Here is a 23,203-nt window from a genome sequence, read left to right as displayed (position 1 = left end):
GTCCGTCATTCGCGATCGGGCTTGGCATCTGGGTCAGTGACGCTGCTGGGAGAGCTGGAAGACATCCGCGGCGAGACGGGCGGCGGCTTGCCTGGTCGGATGAGCGAGCAAATCGGTACGGATCCGGCCGCCGCCCGCCAAGTGCCGGTCGTACGGCAGGATCTGGACGCTCACCCCGGTGGACCTGAGCCGCTGGACGGCCTCACCGAGATCGAGCCCCGAGCGGGGCACCAATTCGGTGAGCACGACGACCGTGCCGGCGATCACATGCCGGGGCAGCCCCTGCATCCACTGGAGCACCGAGTGCGTACTGCTGATGCCTTCCGGTGTGGCAGGTGCGGTCAGAACACGGCCGTGAGTGGAGGCGAGAGCGACCCGGCCGACTTCGGCGGGCAGCGTCTCGCAGTCGATGACCATCACACCGAAATAGCGCCGCAGCGCGACCACGGCCCGCTCGTACGCCCGGCTGTCCAGCATCACACCGATCCGGCCCTGGCTCGCGGGCAGCAACCAGGCGTTGTCGGGGAGTTGGACGAGGTAGCCGGTGACGTCGAGCAGCGACATGTCCGGCTTGACGATGTCCGCGATCTCGCTGGTCGTCCAGCGCAGCGACTCGGCGCCGAGACGCAGCGGCAGCGAGCCGAGCGCCGGGTCGGCCTCCAAGAAGAGGACCGGGTCTTGCCGGTAGTGCGCGTACGTGGTGCCGAGCAGCGCGGCGACGGTCGATTTGCCGGACCCGCCCCGGATGGAGGTCACGGCGATCTGCCGGCCGGTCGTCACGGGCCGCTGGAGCACCTCGGCGGTACGGGTGATCTCGGCGACCTCCCGCGCGGCCGACGAGGAGAGCGTACGGCGCAGGGCGCGTACGGCACGCGCGGCGTAGGACTCGCCGTGCTGCGGCTTGTGGCGCACCGCACCGGCCGGCCCCTGGTCCACCACGGGTCGGGAGCCGGGTCCGCTGTGGGGCTGGGGGCCCGGGGTGTACGTGGCCGACGCCTGCTGCCGCTGCTCCTGGTAGCCGGCCTGCGGCGGCCTGGTGCCCTGATGGCCCGTCGGTTGTCCATGCTCCTGATACGGGTGGCCGACTTGCCAGGGCGAACCGCCGTCAGCGGCGGTGCCCGGCACCTGGGCGCTCTGCGCGGGAGGGCCCGGGGCGGGGGCGCGGTACGCCTGCCCGCCGGTCCCCTGCTGGGCGCCGCCCCTCATGTCGCGCAGCGCATCCCCCTGCCAGCCCTCTCCGTTCGGCATGCCTCCCCTTCTCCCCCCGCCTGCTGTCCGCCCTCGCAGCGCCGGCACATCGACTCAGAGCCGTCAGAACTGATTCAGCAGCTGCCCATACACACCGAAGACACCGAAGGCGAGCGGAAACAGTCCCACCATGCCAATGGATTCGGCCAGATCGGCCACGCGCCGCAACCGCACCTGCGCGTGCTCCGGCAGCTGCACCGCCAGCACGAGCAGCGGCAGCACCGCGGCCACACACAGCACGGCGAGCGGCCCGCCACCCCCCGCATGCTCCATCCACACCATCACCAGACGCACCACGAGGCACGACGCGGCGACGAAGAGCGCGACGACCTCGGCGACCAGCGGAAAGGCCCGCGCCCTCGAGACAAGCACCACGACGACGAGCGACGCCAGCAGCACGGTCCATACGGTCGGCTTCCCGGCCAGGGTGAGCAACCAGCCGGCGGAGGCCGCCGAAACCGCGGTGACAGTCGTCGAGAGGGCCAGGCCACGGTGCGTCGCCGCGAGCGCGGTACCCACCTGATGCCGGCTGACGGAGACACCGCCCGAACGCCGGTCGTCGAGTGCGGTGAGCCCCGACGCCATCAGGGCCAGTCGCGGCAGCACGCCGAGCAGCACCAGAGAGAACACGGCCATGACGGCACCGAGCCGGGCCGGGTCACCCTGTAGAGCGGCGGCGGCCTCCCATACGGCCGTGAGCGTGGCGGTGGTCACGGCACCGACGAGCCCGCCCTTGCCGAGCGGCGAGAAGTAGCCGAGAAACCCAAGCGCCAGGACGAACGCGCCTGCGACGGCGGCGAGCCGCGCCGTGCCCGGCCAGTCGTACGCGTCGGCCGCCGTCCACGCGGCGAGCACGCCGAGCCCGCCGGAAGCGACCAGCAGCGCGGTCGCCAGACCCCGGTTCCCCCGTCCGACCTTGTCGACAAGTGCACCGGCCACCAGGAGGACCAGCGTGAGGCCCGAGAGAACACCGGCCAGAGCGCCGAGCGCGAACTCACGGCGGGCGAGCAACGCGGCGATCACCACGAAGACGACGGTCGCCACACCCGCGCCGGCCCGGCGGGCGGCCGGACGCCAGCGCCAAGCCCGCAGATCGAGGTCGTCAGCCACCTGATCGGTGACATCGTGCACGACGGGGGCAGGCGGCGCGGAGTGGGTCCTGACAAGCCGGAGCACCGCGCCGTCGGCGACCCCGGACGACGCCAGGGTGCTGTCGTGCAGCAGGACGGAGCCGTCAGCTGTCATCAACTGACGGGACAACGGGCTTGATGCGGGACGGTCACCCAGCAACTTCAGAATATCCGGGAGCAGTTGCCCAATAGGGGTGTCGGACAGCAGCACGATGTCGGCCCGACGTCGCTCACCGACCAAGGTCACTCGGCTCAGTTGCGCCTGGGAAGTCGTTACTCTGCTCACCACTTGTGGGAACCTATCATCGCGACGTTGACGAACCTTGGGGGCAAACGGGGCGTACTTGTGGTGCTCATCTCCGCCCAGCCCCACCTCAGGGAACCCTTCTTCCACCCCCGGTAGCTCTTCGCGTAGTGCCCAGGAACGCCACAAAAACTGTCCGAATCCAATCTGTGGGCTCCTAGGATTTCGCCGACCTCGACGGCTGCTCATACTGCTGCACCTGACGCTGCTGCTTCTCCTGCTCAGCCTTCTGCTGCGCCAGGGTGTGCTGCAGGAACGACCACCCGACACATCCCGCGCACAGGACAGCCGTGATCGCGATCCCCGCGAATACCTTCCCAAGCCGCTCGTCCGCCATACGGCGTCCCCGCTGCGTGCCGAACAACAGGGCATCCCGCATCCTGCGCCGGCGAACTGCCACCGACTCCAGCAGTTGACTGTCGTAATCCCGCGTCATCTTGTCGTTTGTCGCCTCAGTCGTCCGTCGTTTCAGTCACGGTCTGAACCCTCGGCCATCGACGGTCACGCGCAGACCGCCCCTCCAAGGCGCCCGTGCGTCTGCCGCTGTGCAATCAACGTGTCGAGCACCGCAACTGAATGACGATATCCCCAGCCACCGACAACCGCAGGGGCAAGTTGTACGAGCCGCCAGGCCACCAGAAGGACCCGCCAGCTCGGCTCGCCGTCCCGGCGAGCGCGTGTCGGAGCCTTAGCGGGACCTTTCGGGGTCGGCACTGGGTTCTATTGCTCCGTGCAGCCGGAGGCGGGATCTTCGCTATGCGCGCTGGTGGGTGGCGTCTGTGATGGTCATGCCGACGGAGTAGGACAGCTGGCGGCCACACTGGGCGAGCCAAGCGGGTCGTCGGGTGCTCGCCTTCGGCGATTCGGGCCTCTTGCCGACTCCGGCGGCGGCACGCACGGGCTAGCCGGCCGAGGCACACACTGCGCCGGGGCGGCAGTTACACCATGAGCGCCAAAGGTCCTTCAGACGTGGGAGCCAGGCGCTTCGGCGAGATCACGTCGATGAGACAAAGGCTCGGTTCGTGCAGGAGCTGTCATTTGCCTCGCTGCGGCCATGCGTGCGCTGGCGGCGGTGCGGTACATGCATCATGCATTCGTATGGGGAATCCGCCCCCAAGCGCTGGGAAACCCCAGACATTCGTCCCCGTGGTCGCAGGTCAGACCCACCCGCGAACGGCCCACAGCACGTCAAAGCCCCCGCCGGGGATACTTCGGTTCTAGTGGTCGTTGCAACACCCCAGTTCAAGGGGTGCGATGGGCTTCGAGATCCGCAAGGTCCGTAAGGCTCAGGGGCCTGTGAAGCTCCGAGCCGAGCGGGAGGAATACTTCCGGCTCGTGCAGATGGGGCTGACCAACCGAGAGGCAAGCCGACGCGTCGGCGTCCATGAGCGGACTGGCCGCGAGTGGCGAAACGGCCGCTTGGACCCGAAGCGGCGGCGGGCTCCTGCTCTGCCAGAGCAGGAGCCCGTGCCCACGTCGACGAGGTATCTACGTGAAGACGAGCGCATCCACATAGCCGACCGGCTGCGGGAGAAGGCGTCCGTCCGTGCGATCGCCGCCGAGCTGGGCCGCAGCCCGTCCACGATCAGCCGGGAAATACGCCGCAACGGCCTACCCCTGCGCGGTGACCACGCCCGATGGGCCTACCGCCCCCACGCCGCCCAGCGCCGGGCCGATGCCCGCCGGCCCCGGCCCAAGCCCGGCAAGATCGGCCAGAACACCGAGCTGCGGGACTTCATCCAGGCCCACCTGGTGATGCGATGGAGCCCGGAACAGATCTGTCACGCTCTCCGCAAGAGGTTCCCCGACCGGCCGGAGATGCACGTGGTCCACGAGACGATCTACCAGGCCCTCTACGTCCAGGGCCGCGGCGAACTCCGGCGCGAGATGGCCAGAGCCCTGCGGACAGGGCGGGCCCGGCGCAAGCCGCACCACCAGGCCGCCGCCCGGCAGCCGCGCTTCTCCCACCCCATGGTCATGATCAGCGAACGGCCCGCAGAGGCAGACGACCGCGCCGTGCCCGGCCACTGGGAAGGCGACCTGATCATCGGCAAGGACAGCGCCTCCGCCATCGGCACCCTGGTCGAGCGGGCCACGCGCTACGTCATGCTCGTCCACCTGCCCCAGGGCCGCGGCGCGGAAGACGTCAGCACGGCCTTGCAGACCACCGTCCAGACCCTGCCACGGCACCTGACCAAGTCCTTGACCTGGGACCAGGGCTCGGAGATGGCCGCCCACCACGCCTTCACCGTCGCCACCGACATCCCGGTTTACTTCTGCGACCCGGCCAGCCCCTGGCAACGCGGATCGAACGAGAACACCAACGGCCTGCTGCGGCAGTACTTCCCCAAAGGCACCGACCTCTCCGCCCACGATCCCGAGCACCTGGCCGCCGTCGCCGCCGAACTCAACAGCCGCCCACGCAAAACGCTCGGCTGGGAAACCCCAGCCGAGCGCCTGCATAAACTGCTCGCGTCCTGATCAACACGACCACGTGTTGCAACGACCCCTGGAATCCGCCATATCCGGTGGGGGCTTTTTCGTATGTCAGCCGGTCCGTGTCGGCGGTGGCGGGGCGCCAACCGCCGCTCCCCGAACTGCCACTGCGCACCCTGCGGGAATCAGAGGGTGAAGAGCCAGGCCAGGACGCCGACGGGGGCGAGGGCCGCGGCCAGGGCGACGGTCAGGCAGACACCGGCCAGGAGCTTGAACGCCGGGTGGCGCTGGGCGCGGCATCCGGCGAAGCATGTGAAGCCGGCGATGGCGACGCACGGCAGCATGACGAAGACAAAGCCGAACGCTGCCACGGGTCCCCCAGCATGCTCATCCCACCCCTGCGTACAGCAGGAAAGTACAGCAACTGGTGGGGAGGGAGAGGGTCGCCGTCATCGGGCGGGGGGTGCGGGACCGGTCGGCCCCCGCGCAGCTGCGGCGACCGGCCGGGTGCGGCTGAAGGGCCGTCAAGGGGCTCTGAGTGGGGGCCTGTTGGCGGCGGGCTAGCGGTGGTGGTGGCGGTGAGGGTGGTGGTGACGATGGCTGTGGCTGTGGCTGTGGCTGTGGCTGTGGCTGTGGTGGTGGCGGGGTTTGTGGTGGGTGTGGTGGCGCTTGGGGTGTGAGGTGGGGGTGGGGTGGGTGAGGTGGATGCCGCGTTTGGCCAGGTAGGGGAGGGGGTTGATGTCCGAGCCGTAGTGGCGGCTGGTGCGGACCTCGAAGTGGAGGTGGGGGCCGGTGGCGCGGCCGGTGGCGCCGCTGTAGCCGATGTGGGTGTGGGCGCGGACCTGCTGGCCGAGGCGGACCGTGATGCGGGAGAGGTGGCCGAAGAGGGTGTAGTGGCCGTCGTTCATCCGGATCGTCACGGCCTTCCCGTAGGCGCCCGACCGTTTGGCGAGGACTACGGTGCCGGAGCCCACGGACCTGACCCCGGTCCCGGTGCGGACGGCGAGGTCTATGCCCGTGTGGTGACCGGCCTGCCAGCTGCCGCGGACGCCGTAGGGCGAGCTGATCAGGCGGTGGCGGGCCTTCGTGGGGTGGCCGCCCGAGGCGCCGGCCGGGGCGGCGAGGGCCACCTGGGAGGCCGCCAGGGCGAGGACGCAGCTCGTGGCCGTCGGGGCTATGGCGAGCAGCAGCATTCTGCGCAGCGAGGTGCTTTTGCGGAACGTGGTCATAGTTGCGAGCCCACGCCTGGTGGCGGGCGCGCGCATCCCGGGGCGGGGCACCGGGCCGCCGAACGGGTGGAGCAGCGTCCGCCGGGCGGGTCTAGTTCGGGCGGGCTGTGTCGGGGGGCTCAGTTCGGTGGGGGGTCGGTTTCTGTCAGGTGTGTGACTGCCTTGAGGACCTTGGTGGCGCCGTCTTCGGTGGCGAGACGGTGGGCGGCGGTGCGGGCGTGGTCGCGGCGGGCCGGGGTGGCGGTGGCCTGGGTGAGGGCCTGGGACAGGCGGGCGACGGCGTGGTCCCCGGACAGTTCCTTGAAGGGGATCGGGGCGGTGGCGACGCCCAGGGAGGTCAGGCGGGCGGCCCAGAAGGGCTGGTCGGCGGTGACCGGGACCGGGACGGTGGGGACTCCGGCGCGTACGCCCGCGGCGGCGGTGCCGGCGCCGCAGTGGTGCACCACTGCGGCCATCCGGGGGAAGAGGAGGGCGTGCGGGACCTCGCCGATGGTGAGCAGGTCGGCGTCCGCGGAGGTGTGCCCGGTGGACAGGCCGGCCCAGCCGGACTGGAGGATGCCGCGGAGCTTGGCGCGGCGCAGCGCGGCGGCCACGAGGGTGCTCAGGCGCTCGCCCTCGCCGCCCGCCATGCTGCCGAAGCCGATGAAGACCGGGGGCGGGCCGGCGGCCAGGAAGTCCTCGACGACGGGCGGGAGTTGGGCGTCCGGTGCGTGCCAGGGCCACCAGTTCCCCACGACGTCGAGGCCGGGGCGCCAGTCCGTGGGGCGGGGCACCAGGACCTCGCTGAAGCCGTGCAGGACCGGCCGGCCGGCGGCTTCGGCGCGGCGGCGGACCGTACGGGGCGTGGCGGGCGGCAGTCCGAGGCGGGCCCGGAGGTCGCGGGCCGCATCGGCGTAGAGGCGGTCGATGATGCGGAGGGAGAGCCGGCCGGCGGCGCGGTTGCCCCAGCGGCCCAGTGAGCGGCCGCCGCTGACCACCGGGGCGAAGTCGCCGGTGGGGGTGCCGGGCACGAGGGGCAGGTCCAGGAACGGGATGCCCCACGCCTCCGCGAGGTGATGGCCCAGCGGTGCGGTGGTGGCGGAGAGCAGAAGCAGACCGGTGTCCTCGCGGGCGGCGTCGGCGAGGCCGCCGCCCAGCTCCTTGATGAAGGCGGCGGCGTGGCGCATGAGGTCGTAGTTGCGGCCGGTGCCCGAGGGGCGGTCTGGCTGGGCGGGGTCCCGGGTGTCCGCGGTGGCGGCGTGGCGGTTGCGGGGGTCGGCCGGCAGTCGGCGGAACTCCAGGCCGGCGGCCCGTACGAGCGCGGCGTAGCTGTCGTGGGTGGCGAGGGCTACCTCGTGGCCGGCTGTGCGGAGGCGGGCACCCAGGCCGGTGTAGGGGGCGACGTCGCCGTAGGAGCCGGCGGCCGTGATGAGGATCTTTGTCATGGACGGTCAGCTTTCTTCGGGTCGGGTCGGGGCCGGTCGTGTCGGATCGGGGTGGGTTGGGTCTGGTCGGGTGGGCGGGCGCGTGCGCCTGAGGGGCGGGCATGGCGGGGACGGCTGCCGTGGCGGGTATGCCGTGCTTGGCGGGCGGCGTAGGCGTGGCGGGATGCCGCGCATGGCGGGCACGGCAGGCATGGCGATGTGGTGGATGCGATGAGCGTGGGGCCGCGGCGGAGGGGCGGCTGTGGCGGGTGGGTGCCGCTGTCTTTGCGCGGGGGCGGTGTACAGAGCCCGGTGGGGGCGAGATGCGGTCGCCGGGTATCCGGGCGCGCAGGCGAGGGGCCGGGCAGGGCGCGGCGCTCAGCCTTGTCCCGTGCTCAGCCTCGTGCTCGGCCTCGTGAGCCTCTCAGCCCTCCCGACCGGCAGCCGTCCGGCCCTTGCCCCCCTGGCGGGCAGCTGCCCGTACCCCCGTGACCGGCAGCTACCCGCCCCTCGCCCCCGTACCGCCAGCCCCCTCAGCCCCCGCTCCCCGGTGACTGCCGCACCCCATTGGCATATACGGCCGTCCGCAAATACGGGGCCAGGCCAGGGCGTTGTTCGGTGGGGGGTACGACCAGGGCGAAGGCGCGGGGGTCGGTGGTGAAGTCGTCGGCGATGCGGGTGTGCATGTCGGTGGGGCAGGGGGTGAACCAGCGGGTGATGTGCCGGCGGTGTTCCTCCGCGAGGTCCATGGCGCGCTCGCCGTCGGCCGGTTCCCCGGTGTCGAAGGCGGTCAGGAGCCGCAGGCGCCAGTCGGTGGCCTCGGTCATGATGGTTGCCCAGTCCTCCTTGGAATGTGCGGCGGCTCGGGCCATCGAGCGCTGATGGCCCTCGCGGTGCTGCCACTTGAGGTGGGCCTGGGTGGCGTAGGTGAGGTCGAAGGTCACCTCGCCGAAGACCTCGAACCGCTCCTCGGGGGTCAGCTCCACGCCGGTCTGCTGGACCTCCATGGCGTGTTCGGCGACCTCGACCAGCCGTCGTAGCTTGCTGATCTGGTCGTTGAGGAGGCGGTGCCGGGCGCGGAGGTGGTCCAGGGCGTTGGCCTGGGGGTACCTCCCAGCGGTAGCTGGGGGAGGGTCCTCCAGGATGGTGGCGATCTCGTCGAGGGGGAAGCCGAGTTCCCGGTAGAAGAGGATCTGCTGGAGGCGGGCGAGGTCGGCGTCGCTGTAGAGGCGGTAGCCGGCGGGGCTGCGGTCGCTGGGGGAGAGCAGCCCGGACTTGTCGTAGTGGTGCAGGGTCCGCACCGTGATCCCCGCGAAGCCGGAGACCTGCCCGACCGAGTAGCTCATCGCAGCGCCTTTCGTCCCGTCCTGTCCGGTCGGCCCGCCGTCGTCCGGTGGTGAGGTCACCGGTGGCCGGGGCCGTGCCGCGGCTTCAGAGTGGGGCCTGACGTTGCGTGAGGGTCAAGCGGGTAGGCAGGGGGAGGAGAGGCGGGACGGGTGCCGGGGCGACCCGCCCCGTCCGGGGCCGTGCGAGGAGGGCGGGCGCCGGGTCCGACCGGTTCAGCCGTCCGCCGGATACCGGTCCTGGAGTACCGAGGCCACCAGGGCCTGGACGTCCTCCCGGTCGAGGCCCTCCGTGCGGGCCCGGTCCATCCAGGAGCGGAGTTCCTCGCGGAGCAGGGCGTCCGCGGCGGATTCGGGGCGGGCGAGCGTACGGCTGACGAAGGTGCCGAGGCCGGGGCGTGGTTCGACCAGGCCCTCCCGCTCCAGTTCGCGGTAGGCCTTGAGGGTCGTATTGGGGTTGACCTTGGTCGTGGCGGCCACCTGGGCCGCGGTCGGCAGCCGGTCGCCCTCCACCAGGACGCCCAACCGCAGTGCCTGCTGGACCTGTTGGACGATCTGGAGGTAGGTGGCGACACCGCTGCGGCGGTCGATCCGGAACTCGACGACGCTCACCACCTCTCTGCTTCTTCCGCTTCTTCCGCCCGTGCCGCCCTGGGGGCCGCCGGGGCCGGGCTGCCCGACCGCTTGATGATCGGGCCGGCCGTCCCGGGTGTCAAAGCGCCGCCCGGGGCGTGCCCCGTACGGCGTGGACGCGCGGTCGGCCGCCCGTAGGGGCCGCCGCGCGGTGGCCCGTTCAGAGCGGCCGCCGTTGGGCCCGCCAGACGACGAACGCCAGCACCACGGCGGCCAGCGCCAGCAGGAGCGCCGCGCCCCGCCACTGCATACCGGCCAGCTGCCCGTAGTCGAAGTACTGGGTCACCCGGTTGACGATGCCCAGCTTGGCCCGGCAGGCCTCGGCGTCGCTGTGGACGCAGGTGCCGAAGCCGTAGAGCTTGCCGTCAGCGGTGGACACCCAGTCGTCCATCCGTACGGCGTCGAACGGCAGGCGGGGGCCGTTGTCGGAGTCGTACGGGTAGGTGACGCTGCGCAGGGTGCCGAGCCGGGGGCGTATCTGCTCGGCCCAGATCACACCGCCGACCACGGCGAGGACGGCGGTGGCCGCCATGGCCGGCACCACCCGCTTGATCAGCATGCCGAGGGCGATACCGCAGGCGGTCAGAAACAGCGTCATGGCGACCGGGACGGGGCCCGTGCTGTCGAAGGGGCCGCCCGCCAGCCAGTCGCCGGTGGCGATCAGCGCGTGGGCCGGGGTCCACAGCCAGGTGAAGAGGGCCGACAGCAGGGTGGTGCACAGCACCGCGACGGCCAGCGGCAGCCCGAGCGTGGCGGCGATCCAGCGGCCGCGGCTCACCGACTGGGTGGTGACCAGCGTGACGGTGCCGTGCTCCAGCTCGCCCGCGATCAGCGGGGCGCCGAGGAAGACGCCGACGACGACGGGCAGGGACTGCATGAAGTCCAGGTCGCCGTTGAACACCGAGCCGTAGTGGTTCTGGAACGCGTTGGCCAGCCGTCCGCCGAGGCCGGGCGAGGTGCCGTGGGTGTGCAGGAAGTCCTGTACGCCGATGCGCTGGTAGGCGAAGACGGCTGCGCCCACGACGGTGAGCAGCAGGGCGGTGCGCAGTACGGTGCGGTGCCGGTGCCAGACCAGCCAGGGCAGGCCGTGCAGCAGACCGCGGCGGCCGCCGTCCGTACCGGCCGGGCCGTGCCCCTCGGCCGCGGCGGTCGGGCCGGCGGTCCGGCCGGACGTGTCGGTCGTGCTCATGCCGCGGCTTCCTCCGCCCCGTCGGTCTCGTCCATGACCAGGGTGGGGGCGTCGGGCGCGCGCAGATAGGCCAGCAGGACCTCCTCCATGCTCGGCGACAGCACCTCCCAGCTGTCGGAGAACGGCCCGCCGGTGCGGACCAGGGCGCTGAACTGCCGCCCGGTGACCCGGGATTCGATGACGGTGTGGTGCCGGCGCAGTTCCTCGGGGACCCCGTCGTCCCCCTCGGCGACGCCCGTCACCAGCAGGTGGGCGGGGATCAGGTCGTCGGTCCGGCCGGTCATCCGCAGCCGGCCCTCGGCCAGGACGATGAGGTAGTCACACATGACCTCGATCTCGGAGAGCATGTGGGACGACATCAGGACGGTCGTGCCGTGTTCGGCGGCCTCGGCCATCAGCAGCCCGGACAGTTCGTGCCGGGCGAGCGGGTCGAGGTCGGACATCGGCTCGTCGAGCAGCAGCAGCTCGGGCCGCTTGCCGAAGGCGAGGGCGAAGGCGACACGGGTGCGCTGGCCGCCCGAGAGGGTGCCGATACGGGCGCTGAGCGGCACCTTGCCGGACCGGACGATGCGCTCGGCCAGCGCCTGGTCCCAGCGCGGGTTGAGCTCACGGCCCAGCCGCAGCGTCTCGGCCACCGTGAAGCGGGGGTAGAGCGGCTTGTCCTGGGCGAGGAAGGCGACCCGGGACAGTACGGCCGGGTCGGAGACGGGGACGCCGAACAGCTTCAGCGTGCCGGTGGTCGGCTGCACCAGCCGGGTCGCGGTGCCCAGGAAGGTGCTCTTGCCGGCGCCGTTGGGGCCGACGAGGGCGCAGATGTGGCCCGCCGGGAGCCGGAAGGAGCAGTCCCGCAGCGCCCAGCCGCGGTGGTACTTCTTCCCCAGTCCTTCGGCCTCGATGGCCCATGGGCTCGAGTCACTCACCCCGGATCCCCCCTTTAGCTAGTTGATTAGTGGAATGAGTATGGGGAGCGGTGCGGAGGCATGTCAACAAAGGGCGGGCAGGGGTGGCGGGGCCGGGGGGACCGTCCGCGCGGGGCGGCGGCCGCCCCGGCTCCCTCAGTCCTCCGCCACCAGCGCCTTCGCCATACAGCGGCTGTCGTCATACGTCCGGTACAGGCCGAACTTCTCGACCAGCGCATAGCCGCACGAGGCGTACAGCTCCAGCGCCTCCGGCTGCTTGATCCCGGTCTCCAGCACCATGCGGGAGCGCCCCGCGGCCCGGGCGTCGGCCTCCAGGGCGGCCAGGATCCGCCGGGCCAGCCCCTGTCCGCGCGCCTCCGGGAGCACGAACATCCGCTTGATCTCGGCGTCGCCGACCGCGTACCCCTCCGCGGTGTCCTCCTGCCGCCGCCATCCGCCGGTGGCCAGCGGGCGGCCGCCGTCGTACGCGATCAGATACGTGCCGTGCGGAGGGGTGAACATCTCCGGGGTGAGCGGGGTGATGTCGCCGTCGTCGCCGTAGCGCCGGGCGTACTCCTGCTGCACCAGCGCGTCGAGGGCGACCGCGTCGGGGTGGTCATAGCGGACGGGGCGTATCTCCATTCCGGAAAGCGTACGGGTGGGCGGGTGCCGGGCGCGACGAGGCGGGGGCCCGCGGCCCGCGGCCCCCGAGGACCGTGCGGCCGGGGATATGGGAGCCTGACCCCTGGCCCGAGGCGACGCCATGGGGCCGGGAAAGGGCTGGGTGAGGGTTGTGTACACCGTGACCTCGGTGAATGTGAACGGGCTGCGCGCCGCGGCCAAGAAGGGCTTCGTCCCGTGGCTGGCGGAGACCGCGGCGGATGTGCTGTGCCTGCAAGAGGTCCGGGCCGAGACCGCCCAGCTCCCGGACGAGGTGCGCGAGCCCGCGGGCTGGTACACCGTGCACGCCCCGGCGGCCGCCAAGGGCCGGGCCGGCGTCTCGCTCTACACCCGGCGGGAGCCGGACCGCGTCCGGATCGGCTTCGGTTCGGCGGAATTCGACACCAGCGGCCGCTATGTCGAGGCGGACCTGCCCGGTGTGACCGTCGCCAGCCTCTATCTGCCCTCCGGGGAGGTCGGCACGGAGCGGCAGGACGAGAAGGAACGCTTCATGGCGGAGTTCCTGCCCTACCTGGCCGGGCTGCGCGAGCGGGCCGCGGCGGACGGCCGTGAGGTGGTGGTGTGCGGTGACTGGAACATCGCGCACCAGGAGGCCGACCTGAAGAACTGGAAGGCCAACCAGAAGAAGTCCGGCTTCCTCCCGGAGGAGCGCGCCTGGCTGACCGACGTCCTGGACGGGACCCGCGGCGGCTACGTGGACGTCGTCCGCGCCCTGCACCCGGACACCGAGGGCCCGTACTCGTGGTGGTCGTACCGGGGCCGCGCCTTCGACAACGACGCCGGCTGGCGGATCGACTACGCCATGGCCACTCCCGGTCTCGCCGCGCGTGCGGTGAAGGCGTATGTGGAGCGGGCGGCCAGCTACGACCAGCGGTGGTCGGACCATGCGCCGGTGACGGTGGTCTTCGACCGGTAAGCCCCGGGCGGACGGTACGGACGCCAGGAGCCCGTGAGCCGGAAGTGGCCGGACCGCGGGCCCAACTGCGTTGTCAGTCCCCGCAGTTATTCTCCGGACCATGGGATATACCGAGGCTGAGACATACGACGGGGCGTGGGTCGACCACCCCGATCTCGTCAGGGCGTGGCGGGGCAGCACCACCCTGCTGACCTTGTCCTTCCCGCCGTTCCGCGAGCCGGCGGCAGCCGCCGGTCCATGGACTCCGGAACCGCACGATCCGGTGCGTGCCCGCCGCGTCGTCGAGTCGCTGGGCACCGTCGATGCGGTCCTGGAGGAGCTGCCGGCCCGCCGGACGGCGGACCTGGAGGATCCGGAGATGCGGGCCGACCTCGACTATGTCGCGGTCGGCTGCTGGGGCGACATCGTGTGGATCAGCGACCCGGCGCTGGGTGACTACGGCATGGGGTGCGGGATGGACGGGGAGGTCGGTGTGCAGCGCGCGCTGCATCCGGAGGCCCGGATCGTCGGGACGATGTCCATGGATTACGGGCTCACCTACTGCCAGCACGTGGTGGACCTGCCCGGGGGCCATCAGCTGGACGTCAGCGGGTGGACCGACGCCGAGGGTCTTGAGGTCACCGGTGACCCGGAGGGCATGCTGCGCGTCATCGGGATCGATCCCGCAACGGTGCGGGACACGTACACCGACCCCGACGAACCCGACAACATCGACTGGTGCGACTGGGACCGCTACACCGACTTCTTCGTCGGCGGCTTCGCCGACATCGACTGGAGTACCCACGAAGGCCTGCGGGCGTCCCTTTTCCGGGTCAGGCGCTCGGAAAGGGCCGTGGGTGACCTGGACGAGGTGTGGCTCGGGAAGTGAGCCGGATGCCTACCGGCCAGTTTATGTAAACGTCTGATTCCGCGGGGCATTCCCGTGTGTGCCGGGGTCGCCGGGGGAATTCCGGTGCCGGGGTGCGCGGCATTTCCCGGTGCCGGGTACGCACGAGAGGGCGGAGGGGGCCGCGGCGGCGGCGGACAGCAAAACGGCCCGCCGGAGATTCCGGCGGGCCGTCACGCTGGGGGGTGCTGCGACCGCTGGGTCAGGAGACGCGGGAGAACTTCACGTAGCCACCGTTGTCGGGACGCTCGAAGACGCCGCGGAAGGCCCAGTTGATGTAGCCGCCGTCGCCCTTGTTCGTGAACTCGCCGTCCTCGAACACCCAGATGCCGTAGACGACACCGTCATAGGTGGCGGTGCCGAACGACTGCACACCGTTGAAGTGGTCCTCGTACCCCTGGCTCAGGTTGTGGACCATGACGTTGTACTTGCCGCCGGCCGCGTAGAACGCCGACTCCATGAAGCTCTTGACGAAGCCCTCACGGTTCTGCGCGGTCTTGATCGACGCCTCGATCTTGTTGGCGATGCCGAGAACGTCGACGTTCATGTTGAGGTTCGCGTTGGCACCGACGCTGACCGGCGACTCGCCGGCCGCGGCGGCGGGAGCCGCGGGCGCCGCCGAGGCGGTCGCCGGGAAGGCGACGGCCGTGCCGGCCAGGGCTGCGCACAGGGCCGCCGTGGCAAGGCTCTTCTTCACGATGTTGGACATGGTTCTCCTCCATGGGTACGGATGGCAGGCCTCTCCGGCCCCCCATGCGGGTGGGAGGGGCCGGAGAGGTGGCCCGGACAGCCGCGGGGGAAAGCGGCGGTCACCGGCACGGAAGTGATGTTTCAAGGCGGCGCTCATGATCCGCTCACATCGTGATCATGGCCTCAGTCGACAGCCCGCGCTTTTCATTGACATTTCGTCAATTCACTGACGGTGTCCACATAGTGAGAGCGGCCGAGGCAAACGGAACCCTTGGTTCCCTTCGGCGGTCTTTCTGGAAAAAGAGGCGATTTGCCGTGCCTGCATCGGCGGCGTGAAGTCGGGGTCACAATGGTTCAGTTGCGGCTACTAGGGCCGGTTGAAATTGAAGTGAACAATGGGCGACTGCTGAGCCTCGGAACGGGCCGTCTGCGCACCGTGGCCGCGATTCTGATCAGCGAGGTCAATCAGGTGATCACGGTCGGCAGAATGATCGACCTGGCCTGGGACGCGGACCCGCCGGCCAGGGCGAGAGGTGTGGTCCACAACCATGTGCACCGCTTGCGGCGGCTGCTGGTCGGCCAGGCCGAGATCGCCACCCGCGGCCAGGGGTATGTGCTGCTCGCCGATCCGTATGCGGTGGACGTCAACCGGTTCCGGTATCTGGTGTCGGGTGCCCACGAGGCCGAGCCGCGGACCGCCGTCGCGAAGCTGCGCCAGGCGCTCGGGCTCTGGCGGGGCGAGGCGCTGGCGGATGTGCCCGGTGAACGGGTGCGGCGGGCGCTGGGCGTCGGACTGACCCAGGCAAGGGTGGCGGCGCTCCAGGAGCTCGGCGCCAAGCTGCTGCTGCTCGGCCGGTACGGGGAGCTGGTCACGGAGCTGATGGCCTGGCTCGCGGAGCATCCCCTGCACGAGGAGCTGACCGCGCTGCTGATGCGCGCGCTTCAGGCGAGCGGCAGACAGGCCGAGGCCCTCGACCACTATCACCGCACCCGACGGCATCTGAAGGACCAGTTGGGCATCGATCCCGGCCCGGCCCTCCGTGAGACCTATCTGGCGGTGCTGGGCGGGGAGCCCGCGGGCCCCCCGCTGTTCGCCGGTCGCACGTCGGTCGGTCCCGGTCCCGGTCCTCGTCCGGGTTCCGGTCCCCGTCCGGGTTCCGGTCCTCGTCCGGGCTCCGGCCCCGGCCCGGGTTCCGGCCCCCGCACGCGCTCCGGCCCCGGCCACGACCCGGGGACCTCGTCCGGCCCCGCCGTCCCGTACGGCTCCGGCTACCCGTCGGCTCCGACCCCGGCCGTGGCCCAACTCCCGCCCCGTATAGCCGACTTCTGCGGCCGGGTGCGGGAGACCGTCGCGCTGGACCAGCAGCTGGACCGGCTGCCGCGGCCGGACTGTGTGGTGCTCACGGGCGCCGGAGGGACCGGCAAGACCACGCTGGCGGTGCACTGGGCGCACTCCCACAAGGACGAGTTCCCCGACGGGCAGCTCTTCGCCGACCTGCGGGGCTTCGAGCGTCCCCCGATGCGCCCGGCCACCGTACTGGCCATGTTTCTGCGGGCGTTGGGAGTGCCGGAGGCAAAGGTTCCCGAACCCCTGGCGGAGCGCTCGGCGCTGTACCGCTCACTGCTCGCCGGCCGGCGGATGCTCGTCGTCCTGGACAACGCCGGCACGGCCGAACAGGCGCGCCCGCTGCTGCCCGCGACCCCGGGCTGCCTGGCGGTGGTGACCAGCCGGCGGCGGCTGAGCGGGCTGGTGGTCCGCGACGGGGCGGCCCTGCTCACGGTGGGGCCGTTCGCCGCGGAGGACGCCCTGGAGCTGCTGGGCAACGCGCTGGGCCGGTCCCGCGTCGCGGCGGACCGGGACGCCGCGAGGGTGCTCGTCGAGCGGTGCGACAGACTGCCGCTGGCGCTGCGGATCGCCGCGGCGCGGCTGATGGCGCACCCCGACTGGTCGCTGGTGCACTGGACGGCGAAGCTGGCCGATGAGCGGCGCCGGCTCCAGGAGCTGTCCGCACACGACGCCGATCTGGCGGTGGAGACCAGCCTCTATCTCAGCTATCGCGCGCTGTCGAGCGGGGCCGCCCGGCTGTTCCGCCTCCTCGGGCTGCATCCCGGCCCGGACGTGGACGCGCCCACCGCCGCGGCACTGGCCGGACGCGATCTGGAACGCACCCGCCGCCACCTCGCCGAACTGTGTGACGCGCACCTGGTCGAGGAGCAGGCGCAGGGGTCCTACCTGCGGACCGATCTGGTGCGCATCTACGCCGAGCAGCTCGTCGCGGTCGAGGAGACACCGACCGAGCGGGACCTGGCCCGGCAGCGGCTGCGCGACCACACGGCGCGGTACGGGCCGTGGCGCTGAGCCGCGGCCGCCCGGCGGCTCGCGGTCACTTCTCCTCCCGCCCCTCCTCGCGTCGCCACTGCGCCAGTTCCGCCCGGACCCGGCGGTCCATGGCCATGGAGAGCTCGGCCTCGACCACGCCCGCGGAGAGCGGGCGGAGCTTTTCGATGGTCTCGCCGATGTGGTCGGCCTCCCGGGGGCCGACGTCCTCGCACGCCGCGATGCGGCTGAGGACGTCGGAAAGGAGGTGGGTGCGGATGAGACCGGTGAAGACCTCGGCGAGGGCGTCGGCGTGGGCGCGTACCTGGCGGCCGGCTTCCAGGACGGCGGCCAACGGGATGCCCTGGTGGACGAGTTCGGTGGAGGCGTCCAGGAGACGGCGGCTGATGTGGACGAACTCGTCGCCGTCGACGGCGAGATAGCCGAGGTCCAGGGACGTGCTGAGGTTCTCGGCGGTGATGTCCTCGCTGAAGTGGTCGGCGAGTTCCTCGGGGGTGAGGCGGACCGGGGTCTCCTCGGACCAGGGCGGGACCAGGGGGTTCTCCAGGCCGAGGAGTTCGCCCACATCGCGGCCGGCGTCGAAGGCCGAGAGGAGCTCGGCGATGCCGCCGAGGGTGTGGCCGCGCTCCAGGAGGGCGCCGATGGTGCGCAGCCGGGCGAGGTGGTGTTCGTTGTACCAGGCGATCCGGCCCTCGCGGCGCGGTGGCGGGATGAGCTTGCGCTCGCGGTAGAAGCGCAGCGTACGGACCGTGATGCCGGCTTCCTCGGCCAGGTCGGCCATGCGGAATTCGCGCGCGGCGCGGTGGCCCGCGGGCTCCGTCCGCGCGTCCTGGGGGTTCTCGTTCGCTGCCACGGACTCAGCCTATGCCGGGGGTGTGAGGCGGGGGCCGGGGGCGACCGGCGGTAACTTCCTGCCGCCCGCCCCCTACCGCTCGGTACGTGGCTGCCCTACGCTCCCATTGCGCCAGTGATTGCTGGCGCAGTTGGGCGGGCGGCTGTGACGCCGAAGGTCATGGCACTGAAGATGGCAGGGAAGAACGTCGAAATCGGGAGGCGGCGGGATGGTCGAGCGCGAGCGCGGGCATGTGCGGGTTGCGGTGATCGGATCGGGTTTCGGTGGTCTGGGGGCGGCGGTCCGGCTGCGACGCCAGGGGATCACCGACTTCGTGGTCCTGGAGCGGGCCGATGCGGTGGGCGGCACCTGGCGGGACAACAGCTATCCGGGATGTGCGTGCGATGTGCCCTCGCACCTGTACTCCTTCTCCTTCGCGCCCAACCCGGAGTGGCCGCGGAACTTCTCCGGACAGCCGCATATCCGCGCGTACCTGGAGCGGGTCACCGACACCTTCGGGCTGCGCCCGCACCTCCGCTTCAACTCGGAGGTGCGCGCCCTGCGATGGAACGGGGACGCGCTGCACTGGGAGCTGGAGACGGCGAGCGGGCCGCTGACCGCGGATGTGGTGGTGTCGGCGACCGGACCGCTGTCGGACCCCAAGGTGCCCGACATTCCGGGGCTGGACACCTTCCCCGGCAAGGTCTCGCACTCCGCCCGCTGGGACCACGACTACGACCTGCGCGGCAAGCGCGTCGCCATGATCGGTACGGGCGCCTCGGCGATCCAGATCGTGCCCGCCATCCAGCCGGAGGTGGAGCGCCTCACGCTCTTCCAGCGCACCCCGCCCTGGGTGCTGCCGCGCGCCGACCGCGAGATCAGCGCGGCCGAGAAGTGGCTGCACACCAAGGTCCCGGCGACCCGGGCCGCGCGCCGCGGGCTGCTCTGGGGCCTCCGGGAGATGCAGGTCAGCGCCTTCACCAAGCGCCCCGATGAGCTGGGCCTGATCGAGTTCCTGGCCCGGAACCATATGAAGAAGGCCGTCAAGGACCCGGCGCTGCGGGCCGCGCTGACCCCGGACTACCGCATCGGCTGCAAGCGCATCCTGCTCTCCAACACCTATTACCCGGCCCTGGCGCAGCCGAATGTGGACCTGGTCGCCGCGGGGCTGACGGAGGTCCGCGGCAGCACCCTCGTCGGGTCCGACGGGAGCGAGGTGGAGGCCGATGCGATCGTCTTCGGCACCGGGTTCCATGTGACCGATATGCCGATCGCGCAGCGCGTCACGGGCGCCCACGGGACGACGCTGGCCGAGGAGTGGAAGGACGGCATGGAGGCGCTGCGCGGTGCCAGCGCGGCCGGCTTCCCCAACTTCCTCACCATCATCGGCCCCAACACCGGCCTCGGGAACAGCTCGATGATCCTGATGATCGAGGCGCAGCTGAACTACCTGGCCGACTTCATGCGCCAGCTGGACGTCCTCGGCGGGAAGATCGCGCTCGACGCCCGGCCGTCCGCGGTCCAGGACTGGAACCGCAAGGTCCAGGAGCGGATGACCCGCACGGTGTGGAACACCGGTGGCTGCGACAGCTGGTATCTGGACGCCAGCGGCCGCAACACCACCGTCTGGCCGGGCACCACCGGGGAGTTCAAGAAGGTCACCCGGCAGGTCGACCTCGCGGAGTACGAGGTGCTGCGGCCACCGAAGGCCGCGGGCACGAGCACCGGCGAGCGTGCGGAGGTGGCCGCATGAGCCGCCGGCCCGCCCATGTCACCAGCGGTCCGTACGCCCCGCCGGTGCCGCGCACGACCCGGACCGTCACCTCGGCCGACGGCGCCCGGTTGTACACCGAGATCCATGGCCCCGAGTCCGCCCCCGCCGTCGTCCTCGCGCACGGCTGGACCTGCTCGACCGCCTTCTGGGCCCCGGTCGTCCGCGAGCTGGCCACCGACCACAAGGTCGTCGTCTACGACCAGCGCGGCCACGGCCGCAGCCCCGCCGCCGGCCCGGCGGGCCACAGCACCCATGCCCTCGCCGACGACCTGGTCGCCGTACTGGAGGCGACCCTGGCGACGGGCGAACGCGCCGTGCTGGGCGGCCACTCCATGGGCGGTATGACGATCATGGCCGCCGCCGAGCGGCCCCAGCTGCGCGAGCGGGCCGCGGCCGCGCTGCTGTGCAGCACCGGCAGCGCCGATCTGCCCGCCGAATCACGGGTGTTCCCGCTGCGCAGCCCGCAGGCCCGCCGGCGCGCCCACCGGCTGATGCTGCGGTCACGGGCCCCGCTCGGCCCCGTATCGCCGCTCACCCGGCGCGCTCTGAAGTACGCCACGATGGGGCCGGCCGCCTCCGCCGAGCAGATCGAGGCCTGTGCCCGCATCGTGCACGGCTGTCCGACCGCGGTACGGGCCCGCTGGGGCACGGTGCTGGACGGCCTCGAACTGACCGGCGGCGCCGCCCGGCTGGAGCTGCCGACCGCGGTCCTCACGGGCACCGCCGACCGGCTCACCCCGCCGGTGCAGGCCCGCCGGCTGGCCTCCGTCCTGCCCGACTTCCGCGGGCTGACCGAGCTGCCGGGCCTGGGCCACATGACGCCGATCGAGGACCCCGGCGCGGTCTCCGGGCGACTGCGCGCCCTCGTACAGGACCACCTGCGGAGCACCGGCACCACGGGTGCCGTGACCGCCGAAGTCGCCGACGGCACCCGGCAGAAGAAGGAGAAGACGGTATGAGCGCGAGCAGGAGCCTGGCCGGGCAGGTCGTGGTGGTGACCGGTGCGGCGCGCGGGGTCGGTGCGCTGCTGGCCCGCAAGCTGTCGGCGCGCGGTGCGACGCTGGCACTGGTCGGCCTGGAGCCGGACGAGCTGCGCGGGGTGGCGGCCGCGCTGCACGGCCCGGCGCACCACTGGCACGCCGATGTCACCGACCACGAGGCGATGGCCCGGGTGGCGGGCGAGGTCAAGGACCGCTTCGGGAAGGTCGATGTGGTCGTCGCCAATGCCGGGGTGGCGACCGGCGGTCCTTTCGCCGACTCCGACCCGGTCGCCTGGAAGCGGGTCATCGAGGTCAACCTCATCGGCGGCGCTGTCACCGGCCGGGCCTTCCTGCCCCTCCTCACGGCGTCCCGCGGCTACTTCCTCCAGATCGCCTCGCTGGCCGCGATCACCCCGGCGCCGATGATGACCGCGTACTGCGCGTCCAAGTCGGGTGTCGAGGCCTTCGCGCACAGCCTGCGCGCCGAGGTCGGCCACCGGGGCGTACGGGTCGGCGTCGGCTATCTGAGCTGGACGGACACCGACATGGTGCGCGGCGCCGACCAGGACGACATCATGCGCGAGCTGCGCTCCCGGCTGCCCTGGCCGGCGAACAAGACCTATCCGCTGGGCCCCGCCGTCGACCGCATCGTCGCGGGCATCGAGCGCCGCTCCGCGCATGTCTACGGGCAGTGGTGGCTGCGCGGGATGCAGTCGGTCCGCGGCTACCTTCCCGGGCTCATCGGGACGGTGGGCCGACGGGAGATACGGCGCTTCGGGGACCGGCTGGACGGGATGCGGATCGGTCTGGTGGGCGCCGGCGGCGAGGCCGACGAGAAGGCGCGGGCGGACCGGTGACCCGCCGCCGCTGAGCGGCGATCCTCACGGACCGTAGTCAATCGTGATCGAAATGCGAGCAATGTCCGGGCGTGTCACGCTGAATCGGGGCCAAACCCCCCTTACACCCCACTAGGAGTGAACAGCATGGGCATCAAGGACCAGTTCCAGGACAAGGCCAACGAGCTCAAGGACCAGGCGAACAAGGCCAAGGGCGACGCTCGCGAGCAGGGTCACGAGCGCGGTCAGCGCCAGGACGAGCGTGGCGGTCAGCGCCCGGAGCGCGAGGGCGACCGGCGCCAGGGCGGCCAGGACCGTGGCCAGCAGCCCCGCGACCGCCAGCAGGGCCGCCGTCCGGCCCAGGACGCGATGGACGCCGCCGAGGGCCGCTCCCAGAGCTGACATGGCACGTCCTGAACACCACGCGCGGCGGCGTACGCGCCATGCGTGAGGGGCGCACCCGGTCGACCGGGTGCGCCCCACCGCTTTCCCCCTGTTGCTGCGTTCCCTCCCTGTGGAAACGGCCCCCACCTCCTGTTTCCCCAGGGTCAGTTGGTGCCTGCGGTCAGCTGACGACCTTGAGTTCGTCCGGCCAGCCGTAGCGCCCGGCCTTGGTGAAGAGGTTGTCGATGTCCGCCGGCTTCAGCTTGATGCAGCCCAGCGAGCGGTAGTCATCAGAGCCCTCCCAGCGGTAGGGGTTGTCCTGGCCGGGCCGAGGGGACGCCTGGCTGCCCTCGGGCCACATCTCGCTGTGCACGAACAGCTCGGCGCGGGTGGTCCGGCCGTTCTCGCACACCTTGTCCTCGACGTGTATGACCTTGCCGTTCACCCCGAGGTCTCCGCCGTTGTAGTGGGCGTCGTGGGCCAGCACCTGGTAGGTGCCGTTCGGCAGCCAGCCCTGCGAACTGGCGCACTCGTCCTTGCCGTTGGGGCCGCCGTCGCCTGAGCCCGCGCGGTACTTGGCGAGCACCGTGTCCTTGGCGTTCGGAACGCTCTTCATCAGGTAGAGCCGCGAGTTGCCCGGGTTGCTCTGATTCTTGTTGAAGTAGAGGTACGTACCGTCGGCCGCGGCAGTTCCGGTGGTCTTCCCGGACGCCGGCTGGGCGGCCAGCGCGGGGGCAGCTGCGGTGGCCGCCAGGCCGCCGGCCAGAGCCAGCACGGCGGCCAGCGGCGCGATCCGGTGACGGATTCCCATGGGTGTATCTCCGTTGCGGTGGGGGTGTTGCCGGAGCTCGTGCGAATGCCCCGGCCGGTGACGCTACGACCCCCATGTAATGAGCACGTAACCGGAAGGTGATCGGTTGTCTCGATCGGCACCCGGCTGTCCGTGCAGGTCAGTTGGGTACCGGTCCGGTCGTGTGCCGTCGGTTGTGTGCTGTGCGGCGGCCGGTGACGCGGTCGCACTCGCCGCCTGAGGCAACAGCTCAGGGAACAGCCAGGGGTGACCTGCCGTCAG

At 71.5% G+C, this 23,203-nt stretch carries 22 protein-coding genes; 8 read left to right on the top strand and 14 right to left on the bottom strand.

Annotated elements, in window-relative coordinates; genetic code table 11:
- Positions 1-33: 33 nt before the first annotated feature.
- The 3 genes from QT196_RS16555 to QT196_RS16545 all read right to left on the bottom strand — a co-directional run bounded on the left by QT196_RS16555 (position 34) and on the right by QT196_RS16545 (position 3,118).
- Complete coding sequence (locus QT196_RS16555; protein ID WP_290355151.1) at positions 34-1,248, bottom strand: MinD/ParA family protein; 1,215 nt, start codon at positions 1,246-1,248, stop codon at positions 34-36.
- A gap of 63 nt (positions 1,249-1,311) precedes the next feature.
- Positions 1,312-2,667: a type VII secretion integral membrane protein EccD gene (gene eccD, locus QT196_RS16550; protein WP_290355150.1), complete on the bottom strand. Its 1,356-nt coding sequence runs from the start codon at positions 2,665-2,667 to the stop codon at positions 1,312-1,314.
- Positions 2,668-2,839: 172 nt separating this feature from the next.
- A complete protein-coding gene (locus QT196_RS16545) occupies positions 2,840-3,118 on the bottom strand; it encodes a hypothetical protein (RefSeq protein ID WP_290355149.1) in 279 nt (92 codons plus the stop codon).
- A 911-nt stretch (positions 3,119-4,029) separates the two neighbouring features.
- On the opposite strand from QT196_RS16545, the gene QT196_RS16540 reads away from it, so the two are divergent.
- The gene (locus QT196_RS16540) at positions 4,030-5,163 is read left to right on the top strand and encodes an IS30 family transposase (RefSeq protein WP_290356669.1); all 1,134 of its coding nucleotides are present in this window, start codon (positions 4,030-4,032) and stop codon (positions 5,161-5,163) included.
- Between the two features lie 140 nt (positions 5,164-5,303).
- On the opposite strand, the gene QT196_RS16535 is transcribed toward QT196_RS16540, so the two are convergent.
- From QT196_RS16535 to QT196_RS16500, 8 genes are all read right to left on the bottom strand, one after another.
- Positions 5,304-5,489 carry a hypothetical protein gene (locus tag QT196_RS16535; RefSeq protein WP_168479682.1) on the bottom strand — a complete coding sequence of 62 codons (186 nt, stop codon included), beginning with the start codon at positions 5,487-5,489 and terminating at the stop codon, positions 5,304-5,306.
- Positions 5,490-5,678: 189 nt separating this feature from the next.
- The gene (locus QT196_RS16530; RefSeq protein WP_290355148.1) at positions 5,679-6,347 is read right to left on the bottom strand and encodes a M23 family metallopeptidase; all 669 of its coding nucleotides are present in this window, start codon (positions 6,345-6,347) and stop codon (positions 5,679-5,681) included.
- Between the two features lie 119 nt (positions 6,348-6,466).
- Complete coding sequence (locus QT196_RS16525; RefSeq protein ID WP_290355147.1) at positions 6,467-7,771, bottom strand: glycosyltransferase; 1,305 nt, start codon at positions 7,769-7,771, stop codon at positions 6,467-6,469.
- A 512-nt stretch (positions 7,772-8,283) separates the two neighbouring features.
- Positions 8,284-9,096 (bottom strand): MerR family transcriptional regulator, encoded by an 813-nt coding sequence (locus QT196_RS16520; RefSeq protein ID WP_266738919.1) that lies wholly within the window; start codon positions 9,094-9,096, stop codon positions 8,284-8,286.
- A 213-nt stretch (positions 9,097-9,309) separates the two neighbouring features.
- On the bottom strand, positions 9,310-9,708 hold the full coding sequence (locus QT196_RS16515) for a GntR family transcriptional regulator (protein ID WP_168479674.1): 399 nt from the start codon (positions 9,706-9,708) through the stop codon (positions 9,310-9,312).
- Between the two features lie 178 nt (positions 9,709-9,886).
- The gene (locus QT196_RS16510) at positions 9,887-10,915 is read right to left on the bottom strand and encodes an ABC transporter permease subunit (protein ID WP_266738918.1); all 1,029 of its coding nucleotides are present in this window, start codon (positions 10,913-10,915) and stop codon (positions 9,887-9,889) included.
- Positions 10,912-11,835 carry an ABC transporter ATP-binding protein gene (locus QT196_RS16505; protein ID WP_168479672.1) on the bottom strand — a complete coding sequence of 308 codons (924 nt, stop codon included), beginning with the start codon at positions 11,833-11,835 and terminating at the stop codon, positions 10,912-10,914. The genes QT196_RS16510 and QT196_RS16505 overlap by 4 nt, the downstream gene beginning before the upstream one ends.
- A 135-nt stretch (positions 11,836-11,970) precedes the next feature.
- Positions 11,971-12,456, bottom strand: coding sequence for a GNAT family N-acetyltransferase (locus QT196_RS16500; RefSeq protein WP_168479670.1), 486 nt, complete (start codon positions 12,454-12,456; stop codon positions 11,971-11,973).
- Between the two features lie 151 nt (positions 12,457-12,607).
- On the opposite strand from QT196_RS16500, the gene QT196_RS16495 reads away from it, so the two are divergent.
- Both QT196_RS16495 and QT196_RS16490 read left to right on the top strand, forming a co-directional pair.
- The gene (locus QT196_RS16495; RefSeq protein WP_266738917.1) at positions 12,608-13,411 is read left to right on the top strand and encodes an exodeoxyribonuclease III; all 804 of its coding nucleotides are present in this window, start codon (positions 12,608-12,610) and stop codon (positions 13,409-13,411) included.
- A gap of 100 nt (positions 13,412-13,511) precedes the next feature.
- Positions 13,512-14,279 carry a DUF6333 family protein gene (locus QT196_RS16490; protein ID WP_266738916.1) on the top strand — a complete coding sequence of 256 codons (768 nt, stop codon included), beginning with the start codon at positions 13,512-13,514 and terminating at the stop codon, positions 14,277-14,279.
- A gap of 220 nt (positions 14,280-14,499) precedes the next feature.
- On the opposite strand, the gene QT196_RS16485 is transcribed toward QT196_RS16490, so the two are convergent.
- Positions 14,500-15,006: a stress protein gene (locus tag QT196_RS16485; RefSeq protein WP_168479664.1), complete on the bottom strand. Its 507-nt coding sequence runs from the start codon at positions 15,004-15,006 to the stop codon at positions 14,500-14,502.
- 369 nt (positions 15,007-15,375) lie between these two features.
- Here QT196_RS16485 and QT196_RS16480 point away from each other — a divergent pair, with 369 nt between their 5' ends.
- A complete protein-coding gene (locus tag QT196_RS16480) occupies positions 15,376-17,346 on the top strand; it encodes an AfsR/SARP family transcriptional regulator (RefSeq protein WP_290355146.1) in 1,971 nt (656 codons plus the stop codon).
- Between the two features lie 25 nt (positions 17,347-17,371).
- Here QT196_RS16480 and QT196_RS16475 read toward each other — a convergent pair whose 3' ends face one another.
- On the bottom strand, positions 17,372-18,106 hold the full coding sequence (locus tag QT196_RS16475) for a MerR family transcriptional regulator (RefSeq protein WP_290356668.1): 735 nt from the start codon (positions 18,104-18,106) through the stop codon (positions 17,372-17,374).
- Between the two features lie 280 nt (positions 18,107-18,386).
- Between QT196_RS16475 and QT196_RS16470 the strand changes: the two genes are divergently transcribed.
- From QT196_RS16470 to QT196_RS16455, 4 genes are all read left to right on the top strand, one after another.
- A complete protein-coding gene (locus QT196_RS16470) occupies positions 18,387-19,910 on the top strand; it encodes an NAD(P)/FAD-dependent oxidoreductase (RefSeq protein WP_290355145.1) in 1,524 nt (507 codons plus the stop codon).
- Positions 19,907-20,890 carry an alpha/beta hydrolase gene (locus QT196_RS16465; protein ID WP_290355144.1) on the top strand — a complete coding sequence of 328 codons (984 nt, stop codon included), beginning with the start codon at positions 19,907-19,909 and terminating at the stop codon, positions 20,888-20,890. Before QT196_RS16470 ends, QT196_RS16465 begins: the two co-directional genes overlap by 4 nt.
- Positions 20,887-21,768 carry an SDR family oxidoreductase gene (locus QT196_RS16460; RefSeq protein ID WP_290355143.1) on the top strand — a complete coding sequence of 294 codons (882 nt, stop codon included), beginning with the start codon at positions 20,887-20,889 and terminating at the stop codon, positions 21,766-21,768. Before QT196_RS16465 ends, QT196_RS16460 begins: the two co-directional genes overlap by 4 nt.
- 126 nt (positions 21,769-21,894) lie before the next feature.
- Entirely contained in the window at positions 21,895-22,149 is a 255-nt protein-coding gene (locus QT196_RS16455; protein WP_290355142.1) for a hypothetical protein, read from the top strand.
- Positions 22,150-22,312: 163 nt separating this feature from the next.
- Here the strand turns inward: QT196_RS16455 and QT196_RS16450 are convergent, their stop codons facing one another.
- Positions 22,313-22,942, bottom strand: coding sequence for a hypothetical protein (locus QT196_RS16450; protein WP_168479656.1), 630 nt, complete (start codon positions 22,940-22,942; stop codon positions 22,313-22,315).
- Positions 22,943-23,203: the final 261 nt, after the last annotated feature.

The sequence above is a fragment of the Streptomyces sp. P9-2B-2 genome, assembly GCF_030406865.1.
Lineage (GTDB): Bacteria > Actinomycetota > Actinomycetes > Streptomycetales > Streptomycetaceae > Streptomyces > Streptomyces platensis.
The sequence above is the reverse complement of the archived record's forward strand: the minus strand, read 5'-3'. Positions and strand labels throughout refer to the sequence as shown.

Coding starts and splice junctions, on each gene's coding strand:
- QT196_RS16460 (WP_290355143.1), top strand. CDS start 20,887: ATGAGCGCGAGCAGGAGCCTGGCCGGGCAGGTCGTGGTGGTGACCGGT.
- QT196_RS16465 (WP_290355144.1), top strand. CDS start 19,907: ATGAGCCGCCGGCCCGCCCATGTCACCAGCGGTCCGTACGCCCCGCCG.
- QT196_RS16520 (WP_266738919.1), bottom strand. CDS start 9,096: ATGAGCTACTCGGTCGGGCAGGTCTCCGGCTTCGCGGGGATCACGGTG.
- QT196_RS16555 (WP_290355151.1), bottom strand. CDS start 1,248: ATGCCGAACGGAGAGGGCTGGCAGGGGGATGCGCTGCGCGACATGAGG.
- QT196_RS16475 (WP_290356668.1), bottom strand. CDS start 18,106: ATGGCCGACCTGGCCGAGGAAGCCGGCATCACGGTCCGTACGCTGCGC.
- QT196_RS16510 (WP_266738918.1), bottom strand. CDS start 10,915: ATGAGCACGACCGACACGTCCGGCCGGACCGCCGGCCCGACCGCCGCG.
- QT196_RS16470 (WP_290355145.1), top strand. CDS start 18,387: ATGGTCGAGCGCGAGCGCGGGCATGTGCGGGTTGCGGTGATCGGATCG.
- QT196_RS16525 (WP_290355147.1), bottom strand. CDS start 7,771: ATGACAAAGATCCTCATCACGGCCGCCGGCTCCTACGGCGACGTCGCC.
- QT196_RS16545 (WP_290355149.1), bottom strand. CDS start 3,118: ATGACGCGGGATTACGACAGTCAACTGCTGGAGTCGGTGGCAGTTCGC.
- QT196_RS16455 (WP_290355142.1), top strand. CDS start 21,895: ATGGGCATCAAGGACCAGTTCCAGGACAAGGCCAACGAGCTCAAGGAC.
- QT196_RS16490 (WP_266738916.1), top strand. CDS start 13,512: ATGGGATATACCGAGGCTGAGACATACGACGGGGCGTGGGTCGACCAC.
- QT196_RS16530 (WP_290355148.1), bottom strand. CDS start 6,347: ATGACCACGTTCCGCAAAAGCACCTCGCTGCGCAGAATGCTGCTGCTC.
- QT196_RS16450 (WP_168479656.1), bottom strand. CDS start 22,942: ATGGGAATCCGTCACCGGATCGCGCCGCTGGCCGCCGTGCTGGCTCTG.
- QT196_RS16500 (WP_168479670.1), bottom strand. CDS start 12,456: ATGGAGATACGCCCCGTCCGCTATGACCACCCCGACGCGGTCGCCCTC.
- QT196_RS16485 (WP_168479664.1), bottom strand. CDS start 15,006: ATGTCCAACATCGTGAAGAAGAGCCTTGCCACGGCGGCCCTGTGCGCA.